This is a genomic window from Plantibacter flavus, assembly GCF_002024505.1.
Taxonomy (GTDB): Bacteria; Actinomycetota; Actinomycetes; order Actinomycetales; family Microbacteriaceae; genus Plantibacter; species Plantibacter flavus_A.
In genome coordinates, this window is the sequence record NZ_CP019402.1 from 3,728,600 (window position 1) to 3,749,872 (window position 21,273).

28 protein-coding genes and 1 tRNA gene are annotated in these 21,273 nt (G+C 68.3%); 5 read left to right on the forward strand and 24 right to left on the reverse strand.

What is annotated here, in order from left to right; all coding sequences use genetic code 11:
• Window positions 1–40: 40 nt before the first annotated feature.
• The 17 genes from BWO91_RS17155 to BWO91_RS19970 form a co-directional block, all read right to left on the reverse strand.
• Window positions 41–325, reverse strand: a complete 285-nt coding sequence (locus BWO91_RS17155; protein ID WP_079003432.1) for a hypothetical protein — start codon at window positions 323–325, stop codon at window positions 41–43.
• A gap of 16 nt (window positions 326–341) precedes the next feature.
• On the reverse strand, window positions 342–740 hold the full coding sequence (locus tag BWO91_RS17160; RefSeq protein WP_079003433.1) for a hypothetical protein: 399 nt from the start codon (window positions 738–740) through the stop codon (window positions 342–344).
• A gap of 2 nt (window positions 741–742) precedes the next feature.
• A complete protein-coding gene (locus BWO91_RS17165; protein ID WP_079003434.1) occupies window positions 743–1,162 on the reverse strand; it encodes a hypothetical protein in 420 nt (139 codons plus the stop codon).
• Between the two features lie 15 nt (window positions 1,163–1,177).
• Complete coding sequence (locus BWO91_RS17170; RefSeq protein WP_079003435.1) at window positions 1,178–1,546, reverse strand: hypothetical protein; 369 nt, start codon at window positions 1,544–1,546, stop codon at window positions 1,178–1,180.
• Window positions 1,546–1,887 (reverse strand): hypothetical protein, encoded by a 342-nt coding sequence (locus BWO91_RS17175; protein ID WP_079003436.1) that lies wholly within the window; start codon window positions 1,885–1,887, stop codon window positions 1,546–1,548. Before BWO91_RS17175 ends, BWO91_RS17170 begins: the two co-directional genes overlap by 1 nt.
• 3 nt (window positions 1,888–1,890) lie before the next feature.
• Entirely contained in the window at window positions 1,891–3,465 is a 1,575-nt protein-coding gene (locus tag BWO91_RS17180) for an HK97 family phage prohead protease (protein ID WP_079003437.1), read from the reverse strand.
• Window positions 3,462–4,646: a phage portal protein gene (locus BWO91_RS17185; RefSeq protein ID WP_167620523.1), complete on the reverse strand. Its 1,185-nt coding sequence runs from the start codon at window positions 4,644–4,646 to the stop codon at window positions 3,462–3,464. Before BWO91_RS17185 ends, BWO91_RS17180 begins: the two co-directional genes overlap by 4 nt.
• Window positions 4,647–4,718: 72 nt before the next feature.
• The gene (locus tag BWO91_RS17190) at window positions 4,719–6,167 is read right to left on the reverse strand and encodes a terminase large subunit domain-containing protein (protein ID WP_079003439.1); all 1,449 of its coding nucleotides are present in this window, start codon (window positions 6,165–6,167) and stop codon (window positions 4,719–4,721) included.
• On the reverse strand, window positions 6,164–6,523 hold the full coding sequence (locus BWO91_RS17195; RefSeq protein ID WP_079003440.1) for a hypothetical protein: 360 nt from the start codon (window positions 6,521–6,523) through the stop codon (window positions 6,164–6,166). The genes BWO91_RS17190 and BWO91_RS17195 overlap by 4 nt, the downstream gene beginning before the upstream one ends.
• Before the next feature lie 94 nt (window positions 6,524–6,617).
• On the reverse strand, window positions 6,618–6,875 hold the full coding sequence (locus BWO91_RS17200; protein ID WP_079003441.1) for an HNH endonuclease: 258 nt from the start codon (window positions 6,873–6,875) through the stop codon (window positions 6,618–6,620).
• Window positions 6,875–7,564, reverse strand: coding sequence for a hypothetical protein (locus BWO91_RS17205; RefSeq protein WP_079003442.1), 690 nt, complete (start codon window positions 7,562–7,564; stop codon window positions 6,875–6,877). Before BWO91_RS17205 ends, BWO91_RS17200 begins: the two co-directional genes overlap by 1 nt.
• Window positions 7,564–7,839, reverse strand: a complete 276-nt coding sequence (locus BWO91_RS17210; protein ID WP_079003443.1) for a hypothetical protein — start codon at window positions 7,837–7,839, stop codon at window positions 7,564–7,566. The genes BWO91_RS17205 and BWO91_RS17210 overlap by 1 nt, the downstream gene beginning before the upstream one ends.
• Window positions 7,836–8,033 carry a hypothetical protein gene (locus tag BWO91_RS17215; protein WP_079003444.1) on the reverse strand — a complete coding sequence of 66 codons (198 nt, stop codon included), beginning with the start codon at window positions 8,031–8,033 and terminating at the stop codon, window positions 7,836–7,838. The genes BWO91_RS17210 and BWO91_RS17215 overlap by 4 nt, the downstream gene beginning before the upstream one ends.
• The gene (locus BWO91_RS17220; protein WP_079003445.1) at window positions 8,030–8,431 is read right to left on the reverse strand and encodes a hypothetical protein; all 402 of its coding nucleotides are present in this window, start codon (window positions 8,429–8,431) and stop codon (window positions 8,030–8,032) included. Before BWO91_RS17220 ends, BWO91_RS17215 begins: the two co-directional genes overlap by 4 nt.
• 82 nt (window positions 8,432–8,513) lie before the next feature.
• Complete coding sequence (locus BWO91_RS19800; protein ID WP_153303528.1) at window positions 8,514–8,657, reverse strand: hypothetical protein; 144 nt, start codon at window positions 8,655–8,657, stop codon at window positions 8,514–8,516.
• Window positions 8,654–9,280: a helix-turn-helix domain-containing protein gene (locus BWO91_RS17225; protein ID WP_167620524.1), complete on the reverse strand. Its 627-nt coding sequence runs from the start codon at window positions 9,278–9,280 to the stop codon at window positions 8,654–8,656. The genes BWO91_RS19800 and BWO91_RS17225 overlap by 4 nt, the downstream gene beginning before the upstream one ends.
• A gap of 4 nt (window positions 9,281–9,284) precedes the next feature.
• Entirely contained in the window at window positions 9,285–9,506 is a 222-nt protein-coding gene (locus tag BWO91_RS19970; protein ID WP_167620525.1) for a hypothetical protein, read from the reverse strand.
• Window positions 9,507–9,605: 99 nt separating this feature from the next.
• Here BWO91_RS19970 and BWO91_RS17230 point away from each other — a divergent pair, with 99 nt between their 5' ends.
• Window positions 9,606–9,935, forward strand: a complete 330-nt coding sequence (locus tag BWO91_RS17230) for a helix-turn-helix domain-containing protein (RefSeq protein ID WP_079003447.1) — start codon at window positions 9,606–9,608, stop codon at window positions 9,933–9,935.
• Here the strand turns inward: BWO91_RS17230 and BWO91_RS17235 are convergent.
• Window positions 9,901–9,973, reverse strand: a tRNA-Arg gene (locus BWO91_RS17235). The genes BWO91_RS17230 and BWO91_RS17235 overlap by 35 nt on opposite strands.
• A 311-nt stretch (window positions 9,974–10,284) precedes the next feature.
• Here BWO91_RS17235 and BWO91_RS17240 point away from each other — a divergent pair.
• Window positions 10,285–11,964 (forward strand): hypothetical protein, encoded by a 1,680-nt coding sequence (locus tag BWO91_RS17240; RefSeq protein WP_079003448.1) that lies wholly within the window; start codon window positions 10,285–10,287, stop codon window positions 11,962–11,964.
• 118 nt (window positions 11,965–12,082) lie between these two features.
• Here the strand turns inward: BWO91_RS17240 and BWO91_RS17245 are convergent, their stop codons facing one another.
• The 4 genes from BWO91_RS17245 to BWO91_RS17260 all read right to left on the reverse strand — a co-directional run bounded on the left by BWO91_RS17245 (window position 12,083) and on the right by BWO91_RS17260 (window position 13,939).
• Window positions 12,083–12,601, reverse strand: a complete 519-nt coding sequence (locus BWO91_RS17245) for a hypothetical protein (protein WP_064296829.1) — start codon at window positions 12,599–12,601, stop codon at window positions 12,083–12,085.
• A 119-nt stretch (window positions 12,602–12,720) separates the two neighbouring features.
• Complete coding sequence (locus BWO91_RS17250) at window positions 12,721–13,047, reverse strand: DMT family transporter (RefSeq protein WP_071260538.1); 327 nt, start codon at window positions 13,045–13,047, stop codon at window positions 12,721–12,723.
• The gene (locus BWO91_RS17255; RefSeq protein WP_079003449.1) at window positions 13,044–13,406 is read right to left on the reverse strand and encodes a DMT family transporter; all 363 of its coding nucleotides are present in this window, start codon (window positions 13,404–13,406) and stop codon (window positions 13,044–13,046) included. The genes BWO91_RS17250 and BWO91_RS17255 overlap by 4 nt, the downstream gene beginning before the upstream one ends.
• Window positions 13,403–13,939: a TetR/AcrR family transcriptional regulator gene (locus BWO91_RS17260; protein WP_079003450.1), complete on the reverse strand. Its 537-nt coding sequence runs from the start codon at window positions 13,937–13,939 to the stop codon at window positions 13,403–13,405. Before BWO91_RS17260 ends, BWO91_RS17255 begins: the two co-directional genes overlap by 4 nt.
• A gap of 191 nt (window positions 13,940–14,130) precedes the next feature.
• On the opposite strand from BWO91_RS17260, the gene BWO91_RS17265 reads away from it, so the two are divergent.
• From BWO91_RS17265 to BWO91_RS17275, 3 genes are all read left to right on the forward strand, one after another.
• A complete protein-coding gene (locus BWO91_RS17265; protein WP_079003451.1) occupies window positions 14,131–15,612 on the forward strand; it encodes an LLM class flavin-dependent oxidoreductase in 1,482 nt (493 codons plus the stop codon).
• Entirely contained in the window at window positions 15,609–16,871 is a 1,263-nt protein-coding gene (locus BWO91_RS17270; protein ID WP_079003452.1) for an acyl-CoA dehydrogenase family protein, read from the forward strand. The genes BWO91_RS17265 and BWO91_RS17270 overlap by 4 nt, the downstream gene beginning before the upstream one ends.
• A 94-nt stretch (window positions 16,872–16,965) precedes the next feature.
• Entirely contained in the window at window positions 16,966–18,210 is a 1,245-nt protein-coding gene (locus tag BWO91_RS17275; protein WP_079003453.1) for an acyl-CoA dehydrogenase family protein, read from the forward strand.
• 101 nt (window positions 18,211–18,311) lie between these two features.
• On the opposite strand, the gene BWO91_RS17280 is transcribed toward BWO91_RS17275, so the two are convergent.
• Complete coding sequence (locus tag BWO91_RS17280) at window positions 18,312–19,694, reverse strand: LLM class flavin-dependent oxidoreductase (protein ID WP_079003454.1); 1,383 nt, start codon at window positions 19,692–19,694, stop codon at window positions 18,312–18,314.
• Window positions 19,695–19,717: 23 nt separating this feature from the next.
• Window positions 19,718–21,226, reverse strand: a complete 1,509-nt coding sequence (locus BWO91_RS17285) for a hypothetical protein (RefSeq protein ID WP_079003455.1) — start codon at window positions 21,224–21,226, stop codon at window positions 19,718–19,720.
• Between the last annotated feature and the right edge of the window lie 47 nt (window positions 21,227–21,273).

The following is a 21,273-nucleotide window of genomic DNA, read 5'->3' on the forward strand; positions in this document are numbered from 1 at the left end:
TGCACGCCGAACCACGCCATGTCATCGAGGCGACGGCGGGCTATGACTTCGCGCGCGAGACTTTTGGGTCCGTGGGCTCCGTCGGCTGGTCACCGGCCTCGGCGTCGGGCTTGCCGGTGTCGAGGATCTCGTTGACGTCCTCGTAGGTGAGCGCCTGCGCGTCGTTCCAGGTGAACTCGGGGTCGGTGCGCTTCTTGGCGACGTAGGCCATGGCCGCGAGGGCCAGGCCGCGCGGGACCTTCTTCTCGCCGATCTCGTCGATTGCGAGGCCCGAGAGCTTCTCAACGGTGTCGATCTCGCCCATCGTGAGCTTGCTGATGTCCATGTGCTGGTTTCCGTTTCTACGTGAGGTTGTTCTTGCGGGAGATCTCTTCGAGACCCAGCTCCAGGGCGGCGAGGATGTCTGCTCGCTCGCCCTGGAGGGCTTCGGTGACGAAGGGTTGTGCGGTGATGTTGTGCGCGGGCCACCCGTAGTGGATGACGCCCGCGTAGGGTGCTCGCGCCCCGCCGACCCGGACGACGGCCTTGGTCTTTCCCCGGCCCGCGCGCATGGTGCCCGCGAGGGTGCCGGAGAGGACTGGAGGGCCTGCGGCCTGAACGACGATGCTGCCGATCTCGTGCATGAGATCGCGCATGTCCTGCGCGTCGGCTCCGACCCGCTCAAGCTGCCGGACGGTTCGGCGGAGTCCTTCGACCCGGAACCGTGCCGGGCCTGAGCCGACCTCGAAGCTGTCGGACATGGTTAGGCGATCACCTTGACGGGGACGCCGATGACCTTGAAAACGGTGTCGAACGTGTACGCCTCAGCGCCCGCCTCGCCGCCGATGTCGGGCTTCGGGCCGACGGTGCAGGTGCCGATGAAATGGGGCTGTGTGGCCGACGGGGCCGCGTTGCCGTGCGGGGCGACGGTGAACGCGACATCGGTGCCGGACTTGTCCCACACGAGCGACCAGAACGACGCGGTGTCGGTGGACTGGATGCCCGAGACGTTGAGGAGGTACTGGCGCGAGCCGCCCGCCGCTGCGTCGGCGAACGTGGTGACGGCGGAGTCGGCTTCCTCGTTCGTCAGGAGCCACTGGGTGACGTCCTGCCAGTGATCGACGACGGGCGTGCCGAGCTTGAGGGCGAGCTTCTTGCCCGCAATGCGAGTGGACGAGGGCATTGGGTGGCCTGCTTTCTAGAGGGTGACGAGGGTTGAGAGGTTGATCGAGGTTGAGAGGTAGGCCCCGCCGCCCGAGGCGAGCATCCCCGGCTTGGCGACAGAGCCGAAGGTCCAGCCGTCCGCGATGACGGCGGCTGTCGCCTTCACGATGAGGGCGTCGAGGTCCTTCGTCTGGGTGGAGTTCTCGCCGGTCGCGACCACGAGGAGGACCTCGATCCGGAGCCGGGTCTGTCCGAACTGATCGGCCGGCTCCAGGTACGGGGCACCCGGGAGGATGAGCGCGGCAGGCGGGACGAGACGGCCCGGCAGGTGGTCGAGAGCGTTCAGCTTCGCGGCCTTGAGGGTCGCGAGGAGCTGCGCGCGCTCGCTCTGGATCGCGTTCATCAGCCGATCCCGAGGGGCAGGAACGGCGCGAGGATCGCGTTGGCGGCAACCATCGGGTCGCGGGCGATGCGGACCGGGGCACCGTCGAACGCGGCGAACTGAGCCACGCCGTTCGGTGCCTGTCGGCGGTGGAAGAACTCGGAACCGACCTCCAGGTAGGCCCGCTCGCGGATCGTCACAGGGACGGTGCTGGTGCCAATGCGGTGATCCACAAGGGCAACGGCGTCCTCCCAACAGACCTTGACGAACGCCTCATCTTCGGTCGGCGATTTGACGTACTCGGCGAGATCGCTCTCGTCTTTCGGCTCGCCGTCCGGGGCCTGGAGGTCGGTTCCGGGCATGGGTTACGCCCCGAACTTGACGGGGACGATCGCGGCCGGGATCTCCAGCGCGAGGGCGCTGTAGAAGTAGACCGAGAAGTCCTTGGATAGGTTGATGACGTTCTCGTCCTGGAGGTTCACGAGCGGGCCGTTGTAGGCCCGGATCGCGCTGCGGTTGATGAACGCGGCACCCGGTGCGGCCTGCTTCGGGTTGAGCTTGATCGGGACGGACGCGAGTTCGCCGGAGATCCCCTTGACGTTCAGGGAGCCGATGACGTTCGTGCCGGTGCCCGAGACGGTCATCAGCGGGCGACCGTCGGTCGCGGTGAGCGACGCGAGGCTGAGGAACTTCGTCTTGTCGACGACGAGCGCCTCCAGGGCGAGGCCGAGGTCGGTGTACTTCTCGGCGGCGTTGACGATCGCCGTCACCCACGAGATGTACTTGGTCTCGTCGAGCACCTGGACGGTGTTCGCGGCCGTGACCTGTCCGGCGACGGCCGTGGCGAAGAACGCCCGGAGGGAGGCGTTGCGGCGCTTGCCTGCCGCGATCGCCATGGCCCGAAGGTTCATGTCGAGGATGTTGACGCTGGAGCGCTCGATCTCCTTGCGGCCGAGCTGCGTGTACCCACCGAACGTCTTGACCGGGGCGCTCTTGGTCTCCAGGACGACCTTGCCGTAGGCGAGATCGTCGCCCTCGTTGACCTGCTCCTCGACCTTCGTGGTGTCGGTCTTGAGCTGGCCGTACTCCAGCGTGAGGCCCTCGGGCGGCAGGGTGCCGGTCTCGAACAGGGAGGCGAGGACTGCGGCCTCCTCGACGAGCCGGGTCAGGTCGCCGACCCACTGCGGGCGGACGATCGTGTCGGCCGCCGTGCCGCCCGTGTAGGCGCGCTGGAGGAGGTCGTTGTAGGAGGCGAGAGTGGCCTCGTCGCCTCGGACGAGTGCCTTGAGGATCTCGCCGGAGGACCGGGTGTCGAGGACGGGCTCCTCCGCGCGCTCGGTCGGCAGGGCGTTGACGGTGCGCTGGATGTCCTCGACGGTCTCGCGGAGTTCGCGGATTTCGAGGGCCTCGGTGGCGGCGGGTGCTTCGTTACCCATGGGGCGGTTCTCCTTTAGTGTGGGTGATGCGTGGCGGACTTCGGTGACCTGTGCGCCTTCGTAGGCGGGGAATGGGACGAGCGAGACCTCGCGGACGCGGACCTTCGTTCGGGTGATGATCGGGACCTCGCCCTCGCGCTCCTCGACGGTGTACTCGCTACCGGGCTCGAAGCCGACGGACAGGTGAGCGACCACGCCGTCGCGGGCGAGGACGAGGGCGTCATTGCCGAGGGTCGTCTCGGAGATCCGGGCTCGGATCTCCCAGCCACCCTCGGCGTTCTCGTCGTGGGTCAGGAGGCCGATCGGGTCGCGGTGACGCCAGAACAGGCGAGCGTCAGAGGACTCCTGGACAGCCCCGTCGGCGAACCGCTCGATGAACCATCCGCCGATGTTGGCGTCTTGCCCGTAGGGGACAGCGGTCCCGACGATCTCGCGCCGTTCGGCGTCGATCGACTTGGCGCGGAAGATGAACTCTCGGGTTTCGAGTTCCAGGTTGTCGGTCATGCGGCAGGCTCCTCGGGGGTCTTGGTCGGCTTCGGAACGACGCGATCGCCGTCCGGGAGTGCTGCGAGACCCTCGATCGCGCGGACCTCGTTGATGGTCGTCCACCCGGCCCCGAGGGCTGAGGCGTGCGCGGAGTAGCGGGTCGTGGTGTCGGTGCGGAGGAAGGCCTCGACGTTGAACTTGGCGCGGCGCTGGAGCGGCAGGAGGTCGGAGAGGGCGTCCTCGATCTCGACGAGGTACGACATGAGCGTGAACCGGACGTAGGCCAACCAGTCCTGTTCGACGTTCGAGTAGGACTGGCTGTTGCCCTCGACGGTGGCGAGCATGAGCGAGGACGGGACGCCGAACAGTCGGGCGACCTGCGTCACGTTGAACTGCTGCGACTCGATGAACTGCACGTCGGCGGGCTTGAGGAAGATCGGCCGGTAGTCGAGGCCTGCACCGAGGACAGCGACGCCCCGGCGTCCGCCCTGCGTCTCCTCCCACTGCTTGCGGGCGGCAGCGGCGGAGTCCTTGTTGAGCTGCTGGTCGGACTTGAGGATGCCGTCCGGGGTGCCGGAGTCGCGGAACCAGTTCGACGAGTAGTCGCGGGTGTCGAGCGCGCCACGGAGTTCCTGCTGCGCGGCCTGGATGGGTCCGAGGCCGTAGGCGGTGCCTGGCACGCGGAGGAGCGGCAGGTGCTTGACCTTGGCCGGGACGACCTCCTTGCCTCGGTGGTGGTACATGACGATGCGACCGGCCGGGTTGGTCTCGATCTGCACGTCGTTCGGGTTCCAGACATCGACGTTGCCGATGACGTTCTTGCTGTCGAAGTCGAGGCCCCAGTAGGCGTTGCCGTGGGCGGCGAGGGAGACGACGTTCTGCTCGACGAACGCGCCCCGGCTGAGGTCGCGGGACGGGCGGCGCATGAACGCGGAGGGCTTTTCGACCGGCTGGCCGTAGAGCTGCTCGTCGATGCTCATCTGCTTCGCCGACACGGCGTGGATCTGGATCGCTCTGTAGACCATCGACAAACCGAAGGCCTCGGCGGTTCCGACCGACCGGGGCGCTGCGGCGCGCGAGGGCGGGCGAACGTCGGTCGGGTCGGACGGGCCCGGAGCCTCGGCAGTCGGCTCCTCGGCGCGCTGCTCGTGCGTCGGCGTCCGGTCCGTTCCGAGGAACCAATCCTTGAATGTGCTCACGTCGAGGACTGTAGCATTCCTACAAGACATTCCGAGATCGTTTGTAGGTTCCACGGCGTGTCGGGCGTGGCGTCAGAAGATCTGGAGTTCCTGCTCGGTCTGGGTTTCGGCCACGAGGACGCCGAGGGCGGTCGCGAGCACGGCGTCGATCTGGACCGACGAGGCGGAGCGGGAGATCCGGAACTGCTCGTTGACGTTCTTGCGGACGGTCATGGGGATCTGGAGCCGGAGGAGGTCGTCGTCGGCGTGCATGAGCTTGCGTTGCTTGACCTTCGCGTAGAACATCGCGGCGGCGGCGAGCATCTCGCCCTGCGTGCCGATGTAGACCGGCAGGCCTCGGCGCTTGAGTTCCTTGCCGAGTTCCTTGAGCGCGAACCCGTCCATCGCGAACATGATCGGCGCGTGGGCGTGCAGCATGACGCACGCCTCGACGAGCTGCGAGAGGTTCGGGCTGTTGAACGAGGCGACGACTTCGGTGTGAATGATGCCGTCGGGTGCCTTGGTGCAGGCGACGATGGACGCGTATTCCCAGCCGGGCGTCCGGTCGATCGAGAACACGGGTCGGCCGGTCACGGTCACGTCCTCGGGGCGTATGGTGCGCTGCCAGAGATCCGCCGAGAGGAACGCGGATTCCGCGGCCGTGAAGCGGTTGAACCGGTAGCGGATGACGTCCGATGGGTGCGCGTCGGCGATGTCAGACAGCACGGCGTCGATGTCGATCCGCCCCTCGGCGATCGAGGGGTTCGCTGCGTTGAGGTAGGCGATCTTCTCATCCCGGGTGTCGGGCATTCGGGCTTCCGGGGCCTCCCAGACAAAGAATCCGAAGCGCTCCAGCTCGGCGTCTCCGGCGATCGCCTTCTCGCCGGTCGCGTAGAGCTGGATGAGGAGTTCTGAGTTGTCATCGCCTGCGGTGGTGATGCCGACGACGAGCCCGTTGGGGCGTCCGCCGAGGCCGTTCACGAGGTCGTTCCAGAGGGCGGCGGCGAGGATGTGCAGCTCGTCCACGATGCCGAGGGAGATCGCGAGGCCCTGGAGGGAGGCGCTCTTGGCGGCTTTGATCTCGTACTTCGCGCCGTCGTTGGCTTGGATGCCTCGGGTGTCGGTGAGCTTGGCGAACATCTTCGCGAGGGACCGGTTGCGGCGGATGAGTCCCATCGTCCGGTCGTAGATGATCCGGGCCTGTTCGCTCGAGGAAGCGATCCCGATCACGTAGGCCGACACGATGTCGAACATGAGCCCGTAGAGGCCGAGGATTGCGCCGATGACGCTCTTGCCGTTCTGGCGCGCGAGGCTGATGACGACGCGCCGGAACCGCAGTTGCCCGGCGCGACGGTGGCCGGGCGGGTAGGTCTCCAGGACGCGGCGGAGGAGTTCGATCTGCCACTGGTCGAGGGTCGCGCCGGGGTTGGCGACGCTCCAGGCGGGGATGACGATCGGCAAGAACCAGTCGGCTTCGGTGGTGAAGTTGTCGGACAGCGGGGGCGTACAGCGCACCGGAGCCGCGACGCCCCAGCCGGTCATCCTCGGGCCGCTACGACGGCGGCGGCGGCGGCTGCGCGCATGGCGGTCGCGGCCTTCATGGCCTCGGCTACCTCATCGGCGGGGTCGGTGCCGCCGCCGTCCTCGCGCTTGCGGAGATCTCGGTAGACGAGCCCGAATTGTGCGACGAGGGCGGCGGTGAACTTGCGGTCGAGTTCGTCGGCGATGTTGTAGAGCATCGTGAGGGCGGGCTGGTCGCCGTCGGTGAGCCAGGTCGCGACCTTCTCGAACTCCTCGACCGTTTCGGCGAATGTTTTTCGGCCGGCCTTGGTGGTTTTGGGCGGGATTGAGGCCTCGACGAGGGCCTCGATCGAGCCGGGTTCGGGGGTCGTGGTCATGGTCTGGGCTTCCTCAAAATGTTTCGTTACAGGGGGTAAAAATCCGGACTGGGGGCGGGGTTCCTTGGGTGTCGAACGGAAAAACGCGAGTCGGTCAGCTCGGCAATCGGTCGAGCCAACGCGGGTTGAACCAGGGCAGTCGCGCCCCGACCTTGTTGCTCTTCTTGCCGTTGCACGAGAGGCAGGCGGCGAGGAGGTTGCTCAGCTCGTCCTTGCCGCCTGCGTCCTTCGGGATGATGTGATCCGCTGTCGTCGCCTCGTTGCCGCAGTACCCGCAGATGTACCCATCGCGCTTGAGCACGACAAGTCGGAGGGCGTCCCATGCAGCGCCTCGGCTGGACAGCTTGGACATCAGGCGAGCCGGGTGATGCGCACTCGGGTGAGGGTGGCCCCGCCTACCTCGGAGCCGGTGACGGTGCGGTAGGCCTGGAACCAGATGGGCTGATTCGGGGCCGTGACGCGCACGTTCGGTGCAGCCATGGACCCACGGTCCTCGCCGACGTTGATGCTCACACGCTGGATGTCCGCGACGCCCGTGCTGTAGGCCATGTCGAGGAACGTCCGGCCGACCGCTGCCGTCGGGACGTTGGGGTTCGTGCCTGCCCTGAGCTGGGTAACGGTGCTGATCGCGTACAGGCCCGGGTCGGTGATGTTGATGACTCCATCGGCTCCGGCTGTCGCGATCGTCTTGCTCGTGGACTGCGCATCGTCGAGGGCGAACGCGCCGAGGGTGTAGAGCGTGCTGTTGGACACGGCCCCCTTGGTCGCGTTGAACTCGATGTGAGGGGTCGCGAGCCTCCACTCCCCGCCGTCGAACCGGTAGGGCGTCTTGGTGTCGAGCTGGTAGCCGTCGTCACCTTGCTTCATCCCGGCCTGCGCCTCGCGGGCGGGCTGATCGACCCACACGTAGGTCCCCTGCTGGCGCATGGCGAGGGCCGCTTGGGTCGCGAGGGCGAGGTCCTTGAGCTTGGCGTCGAGGTCGGCGGCGGGCTCCAGCGGCCCCCACCATGGGAGCTTGTCCGGCGTGGTCAGGGTTGGCATCAGGCCCCGGCGCCCTTCGCAGCCTTCGCTGCGGCCTTCTTGGCCGCTGCGGCGTCGGCCTCCTCCTGCTCCTTGGTGAGCTGCTCCTCGATCGCGGCGAGGGACTCATCGACCTGCACGAGTTCGCGGGCGAGATCCTCCTTGCGCTCACGTCGAATCGCGAGCTGCTCGACGTGCTGCTCGATCTGCGCGTCGTTCTGCTCGATCTCCTCACGGATCGCGGTGGCGCTCGTGGTGAGGGCTCGGATCGCTCCGTGGATGCTGTTGGCGGTCATGGTGTCTCCTTCGGTTGGGTGGTGCAGGGGCATTCGGTGAGGCCGTCCAGGATGTCGAGGACGGACAGATGAGCGCACGGCGGGCGCTTGAGGCGCTGGATGCGGCGATCGCTCACGACGGCGCGCCTCCAGACGATCCACAGGACGAGTGAGAGCACGACACCGGCCCAGAGCGGGAACTCGTCCGGGGTCATGACCAGACCACCGCGTAGCGTCGGCTGAGGTGCATCTCGTCGTGTCGGGCGGCTCGGTCACAGCGGATCGACTCGGCGTGTCCGCTCATCGTCGCGGTGCACCGGGTGTGCGGGGCCTGGCGGTTCGCGCGGTCCTCGTGGACGCGCTCCTGCTGCTCCTCGATCTCGCGGGCGAGGAGATCCACGTTGCACCGGATGAACGTCTCCAGCGTCTCGCAGAACTCAGTCCGGTCGTCGTCGGCAACGTCGATCTCGGTCAGGAGGGCGATCGTGTGGCACGCCCCGGCGATGGTCACGAGATGACCGCGAGCCGAGTTGCTGCTCGCCGTCCGGCCGAGTCTGTCGGCCTCCTCAGCCTGCTTGGCGACCACTTCGAGAAGGTGAGCGACGCGGGTCATGCGTTCCACCCCCAGAGGGTGAGCCACACGCCGATGGACCAGGCTGCGAGCATCATGCAGACGACGAACAGGACTTTGCGGATCATGCGGTGACCTCCTGCGTCGATGCGAGGGCGTGGTCGTAGGCGTCCTGCCACGACTCGAACGCCTGTACGTCGTGCTGAGTGAAGCTCCACCACGGGCGGATGCCGAGGCCCATATCGAGCCTCTTGACGAATGGCTTCATGCGATCTCTCCTGTCGATCGGTTCTGTGCGCGCTGCGGGTCCTTGCAACCGCAGAAGGTGCAATAGCCGCTGTCCTCGAACGAGTGGGGCCGGTCGCGCCTCATTGGGCACTTACGGGCGATCTCGTCGGCGTAGCGCTGCTGCGAGTTGATCCGCGCGGGCGCGTTAACTCGGGTTTCTCTTAAGAGATCTATGGTTTGGTTCATGGATGGTTCGGGTGTCGTGGGCGACACCCCTCCCCCGTCGCTCACGACACCCGGTGTCGCCTGCGACACCCCTGTGGATAACCCGGCGAACAGGTCGGGCATGACGGCATCATTCCGGCGGCGGTGGTGCTTGGAACGGTCGCAGTCGGCTGGGCAAGACAGCAGGAACTTGTAGAGGTTCGGCCGCAGGTGATCGGCAGTGTCGCGCGTGCCACCGGCCGACACGAGGCGACGGATCTCGCCGAGGCTCTCCAGCTCGGCAACGGACTTCTGAGCGTTGCGCTCGGTCACGTGCCCGTACTTCGCGAGGGTGGCGATCGAGGGCCACGCTCCGCCGTCGCCGTCGTGGTTCGCGATGCCGATCAGGATCAGCTTGGCGGCACCCTTGGCGCGCGAGTGGTGCAAGGCGATCGCCATGGACTCAACGCTCACGCGGAGCCTCGGGGAGGTCAGAGATGTCGAACACATAGGCCGCGCCGTCGAGTCGAGTCAGGGGCACGATGAGGCCCGCCTGGATACGACGGGTCAGCGTTGACCGGTCGATTCCGTAGCGGGCGCACGCCACCTTGGCTCCGACGAGCTGTCCGGGCCAGATGAGGCGAGGCTCCCAGGCCTCGGCGTCCTCTTGCTGAATGTCTTTCACATCGGACAGAATGTCCCATTGGTGAACGAACTACAAGCGTGTCATTCGGCGTGGCGCAATGACTTGTGTATCGGTGGCTGATTACGCAATGATGAATGCATGACCATTACGAATCCGTCACGCCAGGTCGTGGCAAACCCCGGGGCCTACGAGTTCGGCACGGCCGACCGTCTCCGCAAGACACTGACCGTGAACGGCGTGAGCGTCGAGGACGCCGCAGGCATGTTCGGCGTTACCCGCCACACGATCGGCAACTGGATCAACGGGCGCGTGAACCCGGACAAGCGAACGCTCATGCTCTGGGCGATCTCGTTCGGCGTTCCGCTGGAGTGGCTGGAGACGGGAGAATGGCCGCAGGCACAAAAAAAGGCCCCGTCCGAGGACGGGGCCGATGTGCGCCCGAAGGGATTCGAACCCCCAACCTTCTGATCCGTAGTCAGATGCTCTATCCGTTGAGCTACGGGCGCATTGCTTGCTGAGAGAAGAGAACTTCGGCTCGGCAGGCCGAAGTAGAGCCTACAACACGGAAGCCGAAGACGCGAATCGCCCTTCGACAAGCTCAGGGACCGGGGAAGGCGCCGCCCTTCGACAGGCTCAGGGACCGGAAGAGGTGACTCAGGGACCGGCAGAGGTGACTCAGGGACCGGCAGAGGTGGCTCAGGGACGGGAGGAGGTGGCTCAGGGGCGAGTGCGGCTCGGAGACCACGAAGGGGCTCCCCATCGACACGACGGGCGCCGACGTGGAACAGTCGATGCGACCACCTGCCGAGAGGACGACGTGAGCGCAGCACCAGGACCGACGAACGACGGCTTCACGATGATCGGCCGACCGCCCGTGCAGGCGAACCTCGTCCTCATCGTGATCCTGTCGGGCATCCTCGGCGGCGTCCTCGGCTGGATCACCGGCAGCGTCATCGACGGCATCTTCGACATCGCGCGCACAGCACTCATCGTCATCCCGGTCTTCTTCGTCATCACCGCCGGCATCTGCCTGTCCTACCTTCGGACCGCCTTCCGCCCGGTCGGCGTCGACGTCGGCCGCGGCACCGCGCTCTTCCGGGGCGAGACGATCCCGTTGCGCTCGATCGTGAGCGGCGAACTCCTCACCCGCAATCCCGCCGCCACCACGCCCGCCCTCAGCCTGCGACTCACGACCGACACCGGAGCCCGAGCCCGCATCATCGTGAACGGCGGGTGGCTCCGCAGCCTCCCCACCTCCGATCTCGTGCCGCTCATCGCACTCATCGCCGGCAGCGGCATCCCCGACGACACCGGCCAGGATCCACTCGACGTCGGCCGGGAACGCATCTCGCGCTCACTCGCTGGGAAGGGCTCTGACGTCATGATCGGTCGACGCGGGTTCATCGCCGACTGCATCACTGCGGCGGAGTCCACCGGCGACGTGAAACTGCTCGAAGCGGTGGTCCAGGCCGCAGGGCCGCTCGGCCGGAGCATCCGAGACGAAGCGATGCGGGCCGCACAGGGCGCAGTGGAGGACGTCGTGCGCGCGCATCAGGACATCGCTCCGGCGGCGCCTGATGCCCCGAACCCGACTCCCCTGGTGCCGCCTGCGCCGCAGTACGGGTCGATCATCGCTGACGAGGACACGGGGACGGCGGTCGACGACGACACGGACGACGACCGGTTCCGTCGACCGGACGACCCGGCCCGGCTGGCCGCGGAGCAGATCGCCGACCGGGTGCACCTCGACAAGCTCGGTGACCGGAATGGGGCGCTCGGCAATCGGGATGCTGAGCGCGTCGGCCCGGACGACGGACGCGAGTTGCCGTCGTGGATTCCGCCACAGGATCGGGCGCGGGTCCGCTCCTGGCTCGCGGACGACGACGAGGTCGTCCACCTGCAACCGATCCCGGAGACGGTCGGCCCACGCACCCTCCGGAAGGTCTGCGACTGGATCCTCATCGGGCTCACCGGCGTCGGCTTGCTCGCGATCTTCGGCGCAGCCATCGCGGAAGGGCTCATCGACCGCCTCCTGCCGTCCGATGCGAACGCGCTCGTCGCCGTCGCCGTGGTCGGCTCGGCACTGCTCGCGTTCGTCGCGTGGATCGTCGGCGGCATCGCGCGAGCGAGGGAGATCCACCTCGCCCAGCGGTTCTCCCTCGACTGGCTCGAGCGGCGCGGGCCGGAGCAACGCCGCCGCGGACTCCCACCCGTGCTCCTGCAGCACTTCCTCGGCCCGATCCCCGCGTCGCGCCTGTTCGCGGCCGGAGCGTACTTCGGCACCTGCGTCGGTGGCGTCGGGGTCCTCGCGGGTGCCTTCCTGTCGGTCGACCCGGAGGAGCTGGGCGCGACCGGACCGGTCATGCTCGGCGTCAGCCTCGTCCTCACGGCCGTCGGGACGGTGCTCTTCATCGTGCGATGGCGACGGGTGAAGCGGCAGCGGGCGCTGGCGATCGATCTCGGCGGCGAGCGCCTGGCCTATCTCGGGAACCTGTAGGCGAGAGGGCGGCTGGCGGGCCCTTCGACAAGCTCAGGGACCGGAAGAAGACACCCAGCCCTTCGACAGGCTCAGGGACCGGACGAGGTCCGACCGCCCGTGGCGAGCTCAGGTGTCGTCACTGAGCGACGACCTTGGCGAGCACCCAGCGCGCCTTGTCGAGGGTGTTCGCGGGTGCCGGCAGGTACTGGAACGCCCGAGCACCACGTTGCACCGGGACACCCTGCGCCTTCGCGGCCTCCTCCAGCTGCGTGGCGAAGCGCTGCCAGCCGTCGAGGCCCTGCGGGAAGCCGAGGTACTCGGTGAGCGACGTCACCACCACCTCGGAACCTGCGCCTGTCGACTGGACCTCGATCGTGACGTCGTCTTTGGCGACGTAGTCGATGCCCCACACGCCGGGCCGCAACGACTTGGCCTTGCGCTTCGGCAGCCCCTCGATGAGCGCGGTCGCACCGGCGGGGTCCGTGCCGAGGACGACCGAGCGCCCGAACTCCTGCAGCATCTCCGGCACCTTTGTGGCGCGACGGTTCGTCGCCGTCTCGCGCAGCTTCCGGCGACCGAGCCCCTTCAACACCCCCAGCCCGACGATGGCGAGCAGGACGAGAATGGCGATGATCGCGAGCACGTTGCTGTCCACAGGAGCCCCCCAAGGCTGTCGATTGCGGGCGGTTCGCCCAGGACGAGGATGCCTCAGTCCCGCCCCACGCTCAATGGGTACCGCTCCCCACCCTCGCGCGCAGGAGCGATCCGCGTGGGTCAGTGCGCCTGCGAACCGAGCTCGATGACGAGCACACCGACCGCGATCAGGCCGATGCCGACGATCATCTTCGGCGTCAGCTTCTCCTTGAAGAGCACGCGCGCACCGATGGCCGTGAGGGCGACCCCGCAGGCGGCCCAGATTCCGTAGGCGATCCCGACGGGCATCCCGTTCGCGAGCGCGATGGTCAGCAACCCGAAGGCGGTCACGTAGAACACGGCGACGGGAGCGATCCACCGCTTCTTCCGCAGGCCTTCCGAGGCGCGCAGGGAGAGCGTCGCCGCGACCTCGGTGACGATGGCACCGGCCAGGAGCAACCAGGTCATGCGCCGACCTCCTCGTTCGTCGCGCCCGGCTTCGGTGACTCCGGGGCGTGGCCCGTCTCCACGAGCACGACGCCGGCGATCACGATCGCGATGCCGAGCCCGATCATCAAGGTGAACTGCTCGCCGAACACGAGCGACGCGAGCACCGCGGTGAGCGCGACGCCGGCCGCAGCCCAGATGCCGTAGACCACCCCGATCGGCACCCCCATCCGGAGCAGGAGCGACAGGGCGACGAACGCGCCCGCGTATCCGGCCACCGCGAGGATCGACCACCAGGGGTTCTCGATGGCGCCACGGAGGGAGAGGGTCGCCGTGACCTCCAGCAGGATGGCGGCGGAGAGGATCAGCCACTTCTTCATCGGGATTCACCTCCAGCGAGGGCCAGGAGTCGCGAGACGAGGTCGGCGCGCTGGTCGCGGCCGACGTCGAGGATGCCGGTCGCCTCGGCGATCCAGAGACCGTTCGCCGCCAACCAGACGAGCAGGAGGGAGGTCGAATCGGTGTCCTCACCGAACCCGAACCAGGTGCGAAGGTACTCGAGCCAGGGAGCGGCGAGTTCGGGACGCCTGACCGCCTCGGCGAAGACGACGAACTCGCCCTGGCTCGCCCCGCCCTCCCCCGCGAAGGCGACGAAGGCCCGCACCCGCTCCTCGAGCGTCGACGTCTCGAGCGGCGCCCCCAGCTCCTCCACGAGCTCGCGCTGCCAGCGGGCGACGACGTGCTCGATCACCGCGATCATCATCGCGTCCCGTGAGGGGAAGTGGTAGCGCAGCCCGGCCTTCGTCAGACCGACCTCCTGCGCCACCGCCTCGTAGGTGATGTCGGCCTCTCCGGAGGCGTCGACGACGCGGACGGCCGCATCGAGGATCTCGTTCCGTGCACTGGGTCTCATGCGAGTTACTTTAGCTTACGTGAGGTAAAGTAACTCTATGAACGAACCGTGAGGAACGGAGGCTCGGCGGCCCATGTGACGCTCTGTTTCGGGCCCCTCGCGAGCACCCGAGCCCCCGAGTACCGTCGTGCTGGACGGCGCCGTGATCGCCGTCGGACCCAGCCTCGACGAGACGACCCGGTGGTATCCCTGTGAGCAAGCGCATCATCCTCAACGCGTTCGACATGAGCTGCGTGACCCATCAGGCACCCGGCCTGTGGAAGCATCCTGACAATCAGGCGCACCGCTACAACGACATCGACTACTGGATCGACCTCGCCAAGCTCCTCGAGCGCGGCACCTTCGACGCCCTGTTCATCGCGGACGTCGTCGGCATCTACGACGTCTACCGTCATTCCTCCGCGCCCGCGCTCATCGACTCGGCGCAGCTGCCCGTCGGCGATCCGATCATCCAGGTGTCGGCCATGGCGAAGGCGACCGAGCACCTCGGCTTCGGTGTCACCGTCGCCTCCACCTACGAGCTGCCGTACGCCCTCGCCCGCCGCTTCTCGACGCTCGACCACTTCACGAAGGGTCGCGTCGGCTGGAACGTCGTCACCTCCTACCTCGACTCCGCCGCCCGCAACCTCGGCCTCACCACCCAGATCAAGCATGACGACCGGTACGGCATCGGCGAGGAGTTCCTCGACGTCACCTACAAGCTGTGGGAGGGCTCCTGGGAGGACGACGCGGTCGTCATCGACCGGGAGAACGGCGTCTACACCGACCCCACCAAGGTGCACCCCATCAACCACCGGGGCGAGCACTTCCAGGTGCCCGGCATCCACCTCTCGGAGCCGTCGCCGCAGCGCACGCCCGTCATCTTCCAGGCCGGCGCCTCGGCCCGCGGTCGCCAGTTCGCGGCCACGCACGGTGAGGCGGTGTTCATCAACGGGCTCGTCCCGGAGCTGACGCGCAAGACGACCGACGACATCCGCGACCGCGCCGAGGCCCTCGGACGCCCGCGCGACAGCGTGAAGATCCTCACCCTCGCCACGGCGATCGTCGCCGAGACCGACGAGGAGGCGCAGGCCAAGTACGAGGAGTACCAGCAGTACATCTCGCTCGACGGCGCCCTCACCCTCTACGGCGGCTGGTCGGGCCTCGACCTCTCGTCCTTCGACCCCGACAAGCCGCTCAAGTACGTCGACACCGACGCAGCCCGCTCGGCACTCGCGATCTTCACGCTCGCCGACCCGGAACGCGAGTGGACACCGCGCGACATCGCCCACTACATCGGCATCGGCGGCATCGGTCCCGTGTTCGTCGGCAGTGCCGCAACGGTCGCGGACGAGATCGAGCGCTGGATCGACGTCGCCGGCACCGACGGCTTCAACCTCGCCTACGTCATCACGCCCGGCACCTTCGAGGCCGTCGTCGACCTGCTCGTGCCCGAGCTGCGTCGCCGTGGTCGGGTCTGGGACGAGTACCCGGAGGGGACCCTCCGCGGCCGCCTGAACGGCACCGGCTCCCCCGTCGTGCCCGAGTGGCACCCGGCCCACCGGTACCGCGGTGCGTACGTCGGGCAGCCGTCCGCCGCCGACGACACCGCACCGTCCCTCTTCGACACCGACAACGCCGACGCCGACGCGGCAGACGACAACGTCTACGCCACCGAAGGAGCCTCCGCATGAGCACCGACACGATCAGCACTTCGACCGGCTCAGTGACCGGGCAGCCGGTCCTTGAGAGGCGCACCCACTGGTCCGGCACCGCCGACGACGCCGAGCTCGCACACTGGGACGCCGTCGCCACCGAGGTCGCCACCAAGCTCGCCGTCGACGTCCTCGACCGCGACCGCGCGAACCTCGACCCCACCACCGAGCTCGACCTCCTCCGCGAGTCGGGCCTCGTCAACCTGCTCGACCCCGCCGAGTTCGGCGGCGGTGGCGGCCACTGGGAGAGCGCCTTCCGGGTCGTCCGCATCCTGTCGCGCGTCGACGCGTCCATCGGCCAGCTGCTCGCCTACCACTACATCAACGCGGGCAACATCGGCTTCACCGCCGACCCGTCCACGCAGGCCGAGTGGCACCGCAAGACCGTGGAGGGCCGGTGGATCTGGGGCGACTCCGTGAACCCGACGGACCCCGACCTCTCGCTCACGCAAGACGGCGACGCGTTCCGCCTCAAGGGGCTCAAGCGGTTCTCGACGGGCGCCTCCGCCGGCGACGTCATCCTCGTCAACGCGGTCGTCCGCGGCGGCGACCACGACGGCACGATCTTCCAGTTCGTCCTCGACCACGACCGAGCGGGAATCACCTACCTCGGCGACTGGGACGCGCTCGGCCAGCGGCTCTCCGCCTCGGGGTCCGTGCGGTTCGAGGACGTGCTCGTCGAGCAGGCGGACATTCTCGGCACCGTCGGCGACGAACCGTTCTCCTCACTCGTGACGCCCGGCATCCAGCTCGCCTTCGGGAACCTCTACCTCGGCATCGCGGAGGGTGCGCTCGCGCAGGGCACGGAACTCGTCCGGGCACGGAAGAACGCCTGGTTCCTCAGCCACGCCGAGACGTACCGCGACGACCCGTTCGTGCAGCGCGTCATCGGCGAGTTCGTGTCGTCGATCGCCGCCGTCGAGGCGCTCGCCGACCGCACGAACACCCGCTTCGACCGCATCATCGAGCGGGGAGCGGCGGTGACCGCGGAAGACCGTGGTGCCATCGCCATCGAGATCGCCAAGCTCAAGGTCGTCTCCACCGAGCTCGGCATCGAGGTCGCGAACCGCATCTTCGAGGTCACCGGGTCCAGCTCGGCGAAGGCCTCCGTGGGACTCGACCTGTTCTGGCGGAACGTGCGCACGCACTCCCTCCACGACCCGATCGACTACAAGAAGCTCGAGGTCGGTGCGAACCACCTGAACGGCGAGCTGCAGCCGATCTCGCTCTACACCTAGGGGCTCGTCTGGTCCCTGAGCACCTCCACCGGTCCCTGAGCTTGTCGAAGGGCCCCACACGACCAGCCCACCGCCGCCTCCGGAACGGAACCACATGACCTCCGCCACCACCTCCTCCACCACCGCCCGCCCGGTCGGCTTCGCGGCCGCCCGGGAGCTGCTCCTGCCACTGTTCGCCGAGATCCAGGCAGGCGCCGTGAAGCGCGAACTCGAGCAACGGCTCCCGCGGGACGAGGTGCGGAAGCTCGCCGCCGCCGGATTCGGCGCACTCCGGGTCCCCGCCGAGTTCGGCGGTTCGGGACTCACCTTCCCGGAGTTCACCGAGCTCCTGATCGAGCTCGCGGCGGCGGACTCGAACCTCCCGCAGATCTTCCGCGGCCACATCGCCCTCGTCGAGGACCAGCTGGTCGCGGCCCCGAGCGACCGACGCACCGCCTGGCTCGAGCGCTTCGTCGCCGGTGAGATCGTCGGCAACGCCTGGAGCGAGGTCGGCTCCGGCGCACTCGGCGTCTCCGGAACGGTCGTCACCGAGCGCGACGGCCGCTACGTCGTGAACGGCCGCAAGTTCTACACGACGGGCAGCATCTACGCCGACTGGACGGACGCCACCGCGCGCCTGGTCGTCGACGGGCAGCCCGACACCGAGGTCACCGTGCTCGTCCGCACGAACCAGCTGGGTGTGACGATCGCCGACGACTGGGACGGCTTCGGCCAGCAGCTCACGGGCACGGGGACGATCGTGTTCGAGGACGCCGTCGTCGACGCCGACCAGCTGCACCCCTTCACCGACCGGTTCCGCTACCAGACGGCGCTCTATCAGCACGTGCTCATCGCCGTGCATGCGGGGATCGCGGCGGCGGTCGAGCGCGACGCCGGGGAGCACATCCGTGCGCGCACCCGCGTCTACACGCACGGGCTCGCGCCGCTCGTGAAAGACGACGGGCAGATCCAGGCGGTCGTCGGCGAGATCTCGTCGATCGCCTTCGTCGCGAAGCAGACCGTCCTCGGAGTCGCCGCGGCGATCGAGCGTGCGTCGGAGACGGCCGCCGACCGGGATTCCGCGGACGACCTGCAGGCGAACATCGAGGCCGAGATCCGCTCCGCCCAGGCGCAGGTGGTGCTCTCGGAGCTTGTGCCACGCGCCGCGACGCTGCTCTTCAACACGCTCGGGGCCTCGGCCGTCAGCCGCGCGAGCGCCCTCGACCGCCACTGGCGCAACGCCCGCACGGTCGCGTCGCACAACCCCGTGATCTACAAGACGCGCATCGTCGGCGACTGGTCCATCAACGGCACCCCGCCGCCCTTCGTCTGGGCCGTCGGCACGGCCAAGCCGGAGTAGGCCGCCGCGGCACGAGAACAGGACATCCGCCCGAGAGCAGGACATTCCACGTCGAAACGTCCGGTTCTCGGGCGGATGTCCTGCTGCCGAGCGGGCGGGGGTCAGCGGCCGGCGAAGGCGCCGCGGTAGGCGCGCAGCGGGTGCGTCTCCGGGAGGGTGGGCTCCGCACCGAAGAGCTTCTCGCGGAGCGTGCCAGGCGCGTACTCGCGCTGGGCGAGACCGCGCTCCTGCAGCACCGGCACGACCTCGTCGACGAAGACCTCGTAGGAGTGCGGAATCATCCAGTTGGCGACGTTGATCCCGTCGATCCCGGCCGCCCGCCACTCGGCCAGGTGGTCGGCGATCTGCTCCGGCGTGCCGACCACACGGCCTCGCAGCTTCGCGGTGAGCTTCGCGAGGTCGCGCACGGTCGGCTCGCGATCCGGCGAGAGGGCCTTCAGTGCCTCGAGCATGCTGTGCCCGCCCTGGGTCTCGACGTCCTTCAGCGGGGTGTCCGGGTCGATCGGCTTCCCGGTCGCCTGGTCGGTGCCGAGGTTCGAGTGCGCGAGGAACGCGTCGGCCGACAGGAGTTCGTCGTACTCCGCCTCGATGCGCTTCGCCTCCTCCTCGGTGCTGCCGACGATGAACGACATCGCCTGCCAGAACTTGACGTCGCGCGGGTCGCGGCCGGTCTCGGCGACGAGCGCCCGTGTCGACTCCGCGGACGCGCGCGCCGCCTCGATGCTGGGCGCCATCATGAACTGCACCTCGGCGTAGTTCGCGGCGAACGCCTTCCCCGCACCGGACGAGCCGGCCTGGAACAGGAGCGGCGAGCGCTGCGGCGACGGCGACGACAGGTGCGGGCCTTCCACACGGTACCGTTCGCCGACGTGGTCGATCCGGTGCACCTTGGTGGGGTCGGCGAAGACACCGCTGGCCTTGTCGGCGAGGAGTGCGCCGTCGTCCCACGACCCCTCCCAGAGCTTGCCGACGACCGCCACGTACTCCTCGGCCCAGGCGTACCGCTCGTCGTGCTCGACGAGACGGTCGAGCCCGTAGTTGCGCGCGGCGTTCTCGAGGAAGCTCGTGACGATGTTCCAGCCGACCCGCCCACCGGACGCGTGGTCGATCGTCGAGATCTTCCGCGCGAAGGTGAACGGGTGCTCCTGCAGGATCGACGAGGTGAACGCGAGGCCCAGGTGCTCGGTGCTGATCGCCAACGCCGACAGCAGCATGGACGGATCGTTGCTCGGCAGCTGCATGCCCTCACGTGCGTTCACGTCGAAGGACGCCCCGGCGCCGCCGTAGACCCCGACGACGTCGGCGAAGAAGATCGTGTCGAACCGACCCCGCTCGAGCGTCTTCGCGAGGTCGACCCAGAGGTTCACGTCGTCGAAGGTGTGCTGCTTCGCGTCCGGGTGGCGCCAGAGGCCGTGCTGCATGTGGGAGCCCGTGTTCATCACGAAGGCACCGAACTGGAGGCGGGAGGACTGATCGGCGGTCATCCCCTCACGCTACCGGCAGCGGCTCAGCCGAAGGTGCCCTCGACGTCCTGGTCGGTACCGGAGGTGTTGATCGAGTAGTCGACCGGATATCCGGAGGGACTCGTCCCGGCAAGCGCCGGGTCCTGCAGGATGGCGACGATCGCGGCGCCCTGCTCAGGCGTCACGTCGGTGATCCAGAGCTTCGGTTGCGTCGTCACCTCGATCTCGACGCCGGGGGTGGCCTCGACCACGGCGAGGATGGCGTCGACCATCGGCACGCTCAGCTCGCTCGGGTCGTCCGCCATGGAGAAGCGTTCCGGTACGCGGTAGTGCGCGCCGTCCGGGTAGATCGCCCGGAGTTCCCTGACCGCAGCGGGAAGGGTGTCCATGGAGAAGACGGTGATGAGCGGTGCCCCCTCCGTGACGGCGATCGACACCTGCAGCCGCTCCGTCAGCATCAGCCGCTGCAGTTCGTCGGCGAGCTCGTCGATGCTCTGATCGCTCGGCACGAGCTGTACTCGCCACGGACCGCGCGGCGGATCCTGTTGCTGGGCCAGCGAGGTCGGGTCGGCCTCCCGCTGGATCACGACGATCGCGATCCCCTCAAGCTCCTCGCCGGCCCGCTTCGCCGCGTCTGCCGCGCCGAGCACCTGCCCGACGCCGGCGTCGAGCGACATCGTCACCGTCGCACCGTGACCGACGACCTCGATGTCGGCGATCCCGTCGATGTCGGCGAGCGCCCGCGTGAAGCCGTCCACGGCTTCGGAGCGCTGCGCCGCGGCCACCTCCTGCGCGGGCGGCGGGCGGAACGCGCCGGTCGACGCCACGATCACGGCGACGACGACGAGTCCGGCGAGCCCAGCGGTCACGACCCGCACCCGCCGGCGGCCGATGGCGAACGTGAGGAGCATGATGACCGCGGCGACCATCAGCACGGGGATGCCGTAGGCGATGAGCCCGAAGAGGAGGAAGGCGAGCGCCGATCCCAGGTTGGCACCCAGCCACGTCCACGGCGAGATCCCGAAGATCACGAGGACGCCGAAGCCGATCCCGGCGCCCACGACCGCCGTCAGGCCACCCAGGTAGGCGAGCCCGCGAGAGGGCGTCACACGACGGATGACCTCCATCACGGGTTGGACGATCACGAGCATGACGCCGACGGCGACGAGGATCCACCCGCCGAGCGAGCCGAGCATCTGGTACCAGAGCTCCGCTTCCGACGGTCCGCCGAGCACGATCGGTGCGTCCGGGCCGTACGACCCGGTGGGCGCTTCGGGACGCAGACCCTGGCCGATGAGGTTGAACAGGGTAGTGATGACGCCCCCGACGCCGACGATCAGGACGGCCGAGACGGCGAGGTCGAGGGAGCGGGTGAGGTACGCGATCAGGAATGCGACGCGCGGCGATCGGCCGGCGGGGTACTGCGGGTCCGTTAACGCGTCGTCGGGCTCGGACGAGGTCGCCACGGTCGAGGTCGCGACGACGGGTCCGACGTCGCTCACCTCGGCGTCATCGCGCTCCGACGATGCCCCGGCTGCGCCCCCGTCGCTCATGGCTCCCCACTTCCGATGCGTCTCGATGACGCTCCCCCGGTCGCCAG